The organism is Campylobacter sp. BCW_4338, assembly GCF_001763255.1.
In the GTDB taxonomy this organism is placed as follows: Bacteria; Campylobacterota; Campylobacteria; order Campylobacterales; family Campylobacteraceae; genus Campylobacter_D; species Campylobacter_D jejuni.
Window position 1 is genome coordinate 1 of sequence record NZ_MJYJ01000017.1, and the last position, 7940, is coordinate 7940.

Here is a 7940-nt window from a genome sequence, read left to right on the forward strand (position 1 = left end):
TTATCTTTTATGTTAAAAATTCTATATAAAATGATTTTATTTTTATCGTTTTTATAATACTCTAAATCTACTAAAAAATTAAATCCATAAGGATTTTTCAAAACTTCTTCGGCTATTTTCTCATCACTAAAACTAACATCAACCGCATAAGGACTTAAAGCATCGCACTTTGCCTTATGTTTTGTTTTATTGTCTATTTTATTTGTAGTTTTATACATCGTTATCAAAGCATTTTCATGTATCTTTTGATATTCAATTTCCTTTTTTTCGCAAATGTAATTAGCATTTTCATAAATAAGCTCAGCTTCATCACTATTTATTCTCAAAAGTTCTTCACCTTTATGATTGATAAAAAAAGTATTTTGATTTATAGTAACGGGTGCAAATATATTTTTTAAATTATTGGCATTATACTTAGTAAAATGCGGATTTTCTTCTATTTCTTCTATACTTTTTGATTTGATATTTTTAAAAGATATAATAAGTTCTATAAATTCATTTAATGCTTGAATAGGTGCAATAATAGGCAAAACTTCTCCTGCTATTTCAAAAACCAAAGAATATATATCACTGCCAGTTTCAACTTTTTCTAAAAAAATTTTACTTTGTGTTATACCGTGCTCTTTTGATATAAAACTATCCATTAATTTTTGAAAACTTAACAAAGAATTAGCCATTATCCCAAGTTCTATGTTTTCTTCATGGATAATTTTTATTTTAAAATTAACAATATTTTCTTTCTCTTCTGTCATTAATTCTCCTTTTAAATTAAAAAATCTTATTAGCCAAAGAAAAAGCTAAGCTTATACTTTGTTTTATAGCTTCTTCATCTGCTAATTTTATACTATCTCTAAGTTTATCACCTAAAGTTTTATTATTTTGTAATGTTTTTGGGATTGATTTTAAAATTTCTAAAGATTTAAGAGTTAATCTTACACCAAAAAAACACTCAAACCCTAAAGTTTTTACCTCTTCATTAAAACTAATAAAACCAAAATCTCTTAATGCTATAATCGTTTCATAGACAAATTTTACATCTTCTTTGGTTGCATCGCTATCCTTGATAATGTCTTTTAAAATGTAAATATCTTTTTTTATAGGAAAATTATCAAGCAAGATAGCTAATACTTTTGCGCTATAAAAATCAAATTTTTCTATATTGCTTTGCATTATATTACCTCTTTTCTTTTTCCTCACAAACAAAATAAACTTTTACATTCTTATTTTTATTGATTAAAAGAATTTGTTCGTGTAAATTTTCAAAAGGACTTTCTAAATTGTCATAAAATTTCAATCCACACACAGGACAATTTTTAATACTATTGTGAGTATCTATAATGATTTGCGTTTCACAATTTTTGCACTCTAGTTTAAACTTTTTTATCTTGGCGATTTCTTGTTCCATCACATTCCTTTTTACAAACAAAATAAAATTCTGCATTTTTATTTTTGCTAACACTTTTGAACAATTCAGTTAAAATTTCAAAGGGATTATATCCTAAATTTTCATCTATAAACTTTATTCCACATTGCGGACAAGTTTTAATAACATTACCTATTTTTGTAATGATTTTTGTATCGCAATTTTTACATTTTATTTTTAATTCTGTAATTTTTTTTAAATTCTTATCCATATTTAAACCTTATTTTATTAGTTCAAAAAGCAAAACCACCTATGCCACTAAATAAATCAAGATGGTTTATTTTCATTTAATAATTCCGCATTTTCGTGGATATTGCCGATGATTTCAAAGCCTTTAGAAGCTAAAATTTTTAGCTGATATGGTAGAATAGCTTCTGTTTGCAAACTTGCACTAAATCCCATATTATTACTAAAACCAACTTTAAAAATACTCGCATTACCATTATCTTCCACTTTAACAATATCATTTTCATAAATATTTTTACCATTTTTATCACAATAACCAGTCCATAGCTCGATTTCAAATTTATCATCATAATTTTCAATAAAATCATAATTTCCATATTCACCAAATAATAATCCAGCCTTTATTTCTCCAGGATTATGATTAAACTCAACGAGACATAGATTATTTGTTATATAATGTTTTTCTCGACTGCTCCAAAGTCTAAAACTAAAGTCTCCTAATTTCATTCTTTCTCTCCTTTTGTACTTCTTTCAACTTCTTGCCATTCTTTGTCACTTTTAAATTCTCTATCAACTTGCTTTCAAAATCGCTTTTAAAATGGCTATTTGCCCTTTACCTGTTATTTTTGTCGTGCTTACAAGTCTATCGCCGTTGATGGTGCTAACAGTCGTTTCACTTACCTTAAAAAGTCCTTGTTCGATGTATTTTTGATAAGGTTTGTTATCGCTCATTAAAAATCCTTTTTCACGCAAGATCTTAAAAAGTCTTTTCTCGCCAATTTCAAGATTATTTTTTTCGTGTAAGATTTTTGCATAATCTCTTATCAAAATAGCATCATTTGTGTTTTGAATGCGATTTGCAAAATGAATTAAAGGTGCATTTTGTTCGGCTTCGTTTTTTAGGCTTTGATTTTCTACTTGAAGTTTTTCATTTTTTTCTAAAAGCTCTAATTGCATTTGCAAACTTTCTTTTAATGAAAGCGGTTTATAACTTTGTTTTTTAAGCTCATTTTCTAAGTATTCTAATCTATCGATTATCTTTGCTCTTAGCTCAACACTATATCCACTCACTAAAATCAATACTTCTCTTTTTGGCAAGCGATAATACTTGTAAGATTGCTTATTTTGTGTGTTTTGGTAGGTGTCTTCAAATTTGAAGACACCCCCTTCAACCACTTTTTCTAAGTAAGTTTCTATATCTCTTATAACATTAAAATGCTCCTTGCCTGTAAGCTCTGCTATCTCTAAAGAAGTTAAGCTTATTTCTTTGTTTTCATCTTTTTTAAAAAGTTCTAAATTCATTTATTCTCCTTAAAATTTTTTAGTGTTTAAATGAAGACTTAAGAGCCATCTTAAAAGATGGCTTAATTTAAGAAGAAATAAATAAATTTGAGGACTTTAAAAGAATTCTCATTAGTCCTCATTTAAACACTAACCAAAACATAGGACCTGCATTCAAAGTCTAAAAGACTTTTGGTATTTTGGTAAATCAACAAAGCTTTAAAAAAGCCCACTTTCCACACCGTCGCCTGTGAGTGTAATAAATATAAGAACACACTAGCCATAAAAGGCTAGTGAAGCAATCTAAAAAATATCAAACCTTTAAAGTTCGCAATTGTAGGCGTTTATCCACTTAACGCAACTTTTGCAAAAACCCTTTAAGCACACTTTTTGCTATCACTTTAAAAAATGCGATTTTAAAGTGCTTAGATAAATGTGCTTAATGAGGCTTTTAAGCCGCCTCGATCTCTTCTAATAAAGCTTTAATTTCTTTCATAGATTTTTCATAGGCTTGCTTACGGATTTCGTTCTTTTTATACTCGCTTTTTAGCTTTTCTATGCGTTTTATTAGTCTTTCATCCTCTCTTAAACCCAGTTTTAAAAGGGCTATTTCAACCTTTGCATTTGTAAGATTATTTGAAAGCCAACTATTTAAGACATTGTGAGCTAAATTTAGTTTTAACCCTGCTTCTGTTATGCTACTAACACCTAATTTTTGCTTTATAGCTTGTTTCATTTTGAAACCTTTATGCTGATAATCGTTTTTTCAAAAAGTCCATCACTCACAGCTTCTATGCTTATCTCATCATTTGTATGTAAAAAATTAAGCGCTTTTTCGAATACCTCATCGCTGAAATTAAAACACTTTCTAAGTTCTTCCTTTTCTTCGCTTTTTCTAAAGCTTAAAACATCTAAAATTGATCCTGCTGCTATCATTTTTTGCTCCTAAAAACTTTCTAAGTTAAAACTTGGCATACTTATTGCTTAGTTAAATAATTATTTTATTTTGTAAAATTAATTATGTATAGAATTATATATTAATTTTAAATATATGTCAATATATATTTTTAATTTTTATATTAATTATAAATATATTAAGTTTTTAATATAATTATAAAAATACTATGCAAGGAATTAAAATGTCAGAAAATAAAGAAAATATTTCATTTGAGAACTATGAAAAGAATTTAAAGCTACAACTTGAGAGTAAAAGAAAAGATTTAGATATTCAATTGACAAGTATAATCCCTGGACAATTTCAAGCTATAAAATTATACATGTGGCTTTGCACTTTTATAATAGCAGGTGACATCACTATACTTAATAACTATATAAAAACAACCCATACAGATCTATTTACTATTATTCTTTTTAGTGTTTCAATTGTATTTCTAGGATATTGCGCTTTCTTTTCCTTGCTTGCCTTAAAAATAAATAATACAATAGCTTTTCCACAAGATCAGTATGAAAAGATGTCTAAGTTAAATTCTGACAGTTTAGAATATACAAATGGAATTAATGCTATGATATCTTCTATATTAGATGCTTTCGATAAAAATAACAAAATTATTAATAATATGAGTAAAGATATTAGTAAAATTTATGTTTTTCTTTTTATTGGAGCTAGTATATCTTTTTTTGCTATAATAACAAGTGGTGCACAAATCGTAAAAGGAGAAATAATTATGTCGGACAATAAAGAAAAAGTAATAAAACCAACTCCACAAACTGGAACTACTACACCCATAATCCCAAAAACTAGAGGAGATAAACCCGAGCAAGAAAAAAAATAATCTTTAAGGCGTAATACGCCTTAATCAAACAAAATATAATACCCGAAAAAGAAAAATACAAATATGAACCAATACTCCATTTTCAAATCCTTAAAATAACATAATACAATTTTAATTTAAAACTTGGCATACTTATTGCTTAGTTAAATAATTATTTTGTTTTGTAAAATTAATTATGTATAGAATTATATATTAATTTTAAATATATGTCAATATATTTTCAAGGTTATATTTATGGAAAATTATTATGAATTAGTAGAAGAATTAAAAACTTTTTTTAATGTAAAAAGTTTAGAAGAAGTAGCAGAGAGATTAGGATATAAAAAAAACAATGCAAATAATTGGCGGAACAATAAACAACTTTCAGCTCAAGCATTGAAAAAATACTATGAGTTAAAAAAGGCTAATAATTCAGTCTCTATTCATCACCACAAAGATACTATAACCATTCGTTATTTTCCTGACATTTACGCAAGTGCTGGTTTTGGCAATACAAATGAAAATGAAAATTTTCAAATTATCAACGTAGATAAAACTTTTTTAACTGAAGTTTTAGGAGTGCCTTACAAAACTCAATATGATATGATTAAAATTTATGGTGAAAGTATGGAACCTTTTATACAAAATGGCTCTTTTATCATCATAGATACCACTAGAAATTCACTCGATAAAATAAGAAATGGCGATGTAGTAATTTTTCGTAATAGCAATAATGAACTTTTTTGCAAACGCATTCTTAAAAATGCTTTCGATGATGATATAGTTATTAGCAGCGATAATTTTAATTTTAGAGATAAAAAGGTAAAGAAGAGTGCTTTAAAAGATCATGTATTTATAGGCGCGGTAATTTGTTCTTGTAATGCAAAGATATTTTTAAATCAAATTGAAAGAGTGTAAATGTTTAAAAAAATATTTTTGTTAGAGCTATTTTATTTATTTATTCTGCATATAATTAAAATAATAAAGTAAGAGGCAATATAAATGCAAAAAGTAATAATTAAAAATTTAGGACCTATACAAGAAGCGGAAATAATTTTAAAACCATTTATAGTAATTATAGGAAAAAGTGGAAGCGGAAAGAGTATTATCCTAAGAACCATTAGCTTATTAAAATGGTTATATAAACAAGAACAAATAAAATCTTTCCATGAGGCAAAGTTATTTAATAATATAAATCAAAAAGAATTTATGAATTATCTTAAAGAGTCAATGCTGGATATTTATGTTAATCATAGCACAGAGATTACACTTATAGATGATAAGCCTTTAATAGAAATAAAAGGTAAAAATATAACTTTATATCAAGAACGCATAAAAACAGAGCAGTTAATTGGAAAAATAGTATTTATAAATGATGTTAGAAATTTTTTACCTGAACTACTTGCAATTCCTAGGCAAAGAGAAATTAAAGCATCTTATCACACAAATGATATGATAGCAAATTTTATAGAAAGCATTAACGAAGTAAAGAATTTTCAACTAAAGACTATGGAAAATACGACATTAACGACTGAAAACGAAGCTGGGTTTATTAAGTTCTATTTAATTCACAATGATATAAAAATACCTTTTGAGCAATCAAGCTCTGGTGAAAAAAGCACTAGTGTAATGGAAACAATAAGTAGTTATTTTTCATATGTATATGACATTAAAAATAAAAGTTTAGACAAAATCGCTATTGAAAATATAATATTTGATCTTAAAAAATCAATAAGCACTAAAGGCAAATTCACTGAAAACAATGTAATTAAAAGAATTAAACTTATTGAAACTCTATTATCTGAAAAAAATAAACCAACTTTAGATATTTTTATAGAAGAACCTGAAACAAATCTATTTCCAACTAATCAAAAAAATATAGCATATTATCTTTCAAGTCTTAGAAATGCTAAAAATAACCCAAATGTTATGTTTTCAACCCATAGTCCTTATATGCTGACAGCATTAAATAATATTCTTTATGCTTCAATAATTAAACCAAAATTACACGAAAATGAACAAAATAATATCTACAAAATAATCAAAAAAGACAACATTTTTAACCATAAAGACTTCATAGCTTATAAGCTAGAAAATGGAAAATCTTATTCAATTATAGATAAAGAGACAATGTTAATTGATGCTAAATATATAGATACCGCTTCAAGTGAAATCATGGATGATTTTTATAAAATAATAGAGTTAGATAAATGAAATTAAAACAGTTTATAGATGAAAACGAGTGCTATAATAAAACATTAGTATGTAAAGATAGTGTAAAATTAATACTTGAATGCAATGGAAGAAAATTTTATAAAATTTTAATTGATACAAAAGATATTAATAAATTAGAAAATAAACAATCAAGATGTGATTATGTTGTTACTACAACTGATTTAAAAGATATAATTATATACACAGAATTAAAAGGTGGAGATTTAAAAACAGCTTATGAGCAAATACTAGCTATATATGAATTACTTAATGAAGATTTTGAAAAACGATATATAGCCATATCACATACTGGAAATCCACAAGCAAGTACTATAGCGCAAAATTATGGAAAAAAATTAAAAGATAGAAAATTTAAACTACCTCCACTAACTTCAAGTAAAATTTTATCGCTTAAATATGATCCAAATACTCAAAAAATTAGCAAATAAAATCACTCATTCAACTCCTTAATCTTTCTAATCTGAATTTCGCATTGCCTATACTTGTAAAAAAGTAAAGAATAAGCATTTAAAATATCTAGTTCATTTTTTGCCTTTGGCTTTTCAAGGGGGCTTAATGTTAGTAGTTCTTGCGGAATTCTTACTTTTTGAATTTCTATTTTGGTTACTACTTGTTGAGTTTGCATCCCACAACCTATCAACGACATTGTTAAAAAGCTTGGTAATATTATTTTCATTGCTTTTATAAATGTATTCTTTAACATATTCTATCCTTTCTTTAACTTCGTTTTTTTGATTGTTTGCTTCATTGATTGCTTTTAATTCTGCTTTATGAATTTGCGTAAGTTCTTTTAGCCTTGCTTCGTTGTTTTTATTAATCTCTAAAGCTAAGGCTAAATCATTTTGACTTTTTTCTAATTTTACCTTTGTGCTATCAAGTCTTAGATAAAAATATCCTGTTAAGATTGCCATTAAAGCTAAGGCTATATAAAGCTTTGCATTTCCAAATAAAAGATTTATCATATTTGTTTTAGAAGTTTAAGTAAGGTTTTTGTATAATACCCCTAAGGGTTAGCCGTAGGTCTGACCCCCTATGGCTAAATT

General features: G+C 26.3%; 14 protein-coding genes. 4 read left to right on the forward strand and 10 right to left on the reverse strand.

Annotated features, from left to right (window positions below; genetic code table 11):
- The 8 genes from AJN69_RS01850 to AJN69_RS01885 form a co-directional block, all read right to left on the reverse strand.
- The coding region (locus tag AJN69_RS01850) for an RloG protein (RefSeq protein WP_070287709.1) at positions 1 to 752 on the reverse strand (752 nt) is incomplete at its 3' end.
- 16 nt (positions 753 to 768) lie between these two features.
- Entirely contained in the window at positions 769 to 1170 is a 402-nt protein-coding gene (locus AJN69_RS01855) for a hypothetical protein (RefSeq protein ID WP_070287714.1), read from the reverse strand.
- Between the two features lie 4 nt (positions 1171 to 1174).
- Positions 1175 to 1405: a hypothetical protein gene (locus AJN69_RS01860; protein ID WP_002787283.1), complete on the reverse strand. Its 231-nt coding sequence runs from the start codon at positions 1403 to 1405 to the stop codon at positions 1175 to 1177.
- Positions 1371 to 1634, reverse strand: a complete 264-nt coding sequence (locus AJN69_RS01865; RefSeq protein ID WP_044779014.1) for a hypothetical protein — start codon at positions 1632 to 1634, stop codon at positions 1371 to 1373. Before AJN69_RS01865 ends, AJN69_RS01860 begins: the two co-directional genes overlap by 35 nt.
- 56 nt (positions 1635 to 1690) lie before the next feature.
- A complete protein-coding gene (locus AJN69_RS01870) occupies positions 1691 to 2116 on the reverse strand; it encodes a YopX family protein (RefSeq protein ID WP_070287717.1) in 426 nt (141 codons plus the stop codon).
- 63 nt (positions 2117 to 2179) lie between these two features.
- On the reverse strand, positions 2180 to 2911 hold the full coding sequence (locus AJN69_RS01875; RefSeq protein ID WP_070287719.1) for a phage regulatory protein/antirepressor Ant: 732 nt from the start codon (positions 2909 to 2911) through the stop codon (positions 2180 to 2182).
- A 430-nt stretch (positions 2912 to 3341) separates the two neighbouring features.
- A complete protein-coding gene (locus tag AJN69_RS01880) occupies positions 3342 to 3626 on the reverse strand; it encodes a hypothetical protein (protein WP_002788580.1) in 285 nt (94 codons plus the stop codon).
- Entirely contained in the window at positions 3623 to 3826 is a 204-nt protein-coding gene (locus tag AJN69_RS01885; protein WP_070287722.1) for a hypothetical protein, read from the reverse strand. Before AJN69_RS01885 ends, AJN69_RS01880 begins: the two co-directional genes overlap by 4 nt.
- 203 nt (positions 3827 to 4029) lie before the next feature.
- Here AJN69_RS01885 and AJN69_RS01890 point away from each other — a divergent pair, with 203 nt between their 5' ends.
- The 4 genes from AJN69_RS01890 (at position 4030) to AJN69_RS01905 (ending at position 7325) form a co-directional block, all read left to right on the forward strand.
- Entirely contained in the window at positions 4030 to 4683 is a 654-nt protein-coding gene (locus tag AJN69_RS01890) for a hypothetical protein (RefSeq protein WP_070287724.1), read from the forward strand.
- Positions 4684 to 4917: 234 nt separating this feature from the next.
- The gene (locus AJN69_RS01895; RefSeq protein ID WP_070287726.1) at positions 4918 to 5580 is read left to right on the forward strand and encodes a S24/S26 family peptidase; all 663 of its coding nucleotides are present in this window, start codon (positions 4918 to 4920) and stop codon (positions 5578 to 5580) included.
- 84 nt (positions 5581 to 5664) lie between these two features.
- Positions 5665 to 6876, forward strand: a complete 1212-nt coding sequence (locus AJN69_RS01900) for an AAA family ATPase (protein WP_070287729.1) — start codon at positions 5665 to 5667, stop codon at positions 6874 to 6876.
- The gene (locus AJN69_RS01905) at positions 6873 to 7325 is read left to right on the forward strand and encodes a hypothetical protein (protein WP_070287731.1); all 453 of its coding nucleotides are present in this window, start codon (positions 6873 to 6875) and stop codon (positions 7323 to 7325) included. The genes AJN69_RS01900 and AJN69_RS01905 overlap by 4 nt, the downstream gene beginning before the upstream one ends.
- A gap of 2 nt (positions 7326 to 7327) precedes the next feature.
- Here the strand turns inward: AJN69_RS01905 and AJN69_RS09620 are convergent, their stop codons facing one another.
- Positions 7328 to 7522 (reverse strand): hypothetical protein, encoded by a 195-nt coding sequence (locus AJN69_RS09620; RefSeq protein WP_083262287.1) that lies wholly within the window; start codon positions 7520 to 7522, stop codon positions 7328 to 7330.
- The gene (locus tag AJN69_RS01910; protein WP_070290180.1) at positions 7440 to 7859 is read right to left on the reverse strand and encodes a hypothetical protein; all 420 of its coding nucleotides are present in this window, start codon (positions 7857 to 7859) and stop codon (positions 7440 to 7442) included. Before AJN69_RS01910 ends, AJN69_RS09620 begins: the two co-directional genes overlap by 83 nt.
- Positions 7860 to 7940: the final 81 nt, after the last annotated feature.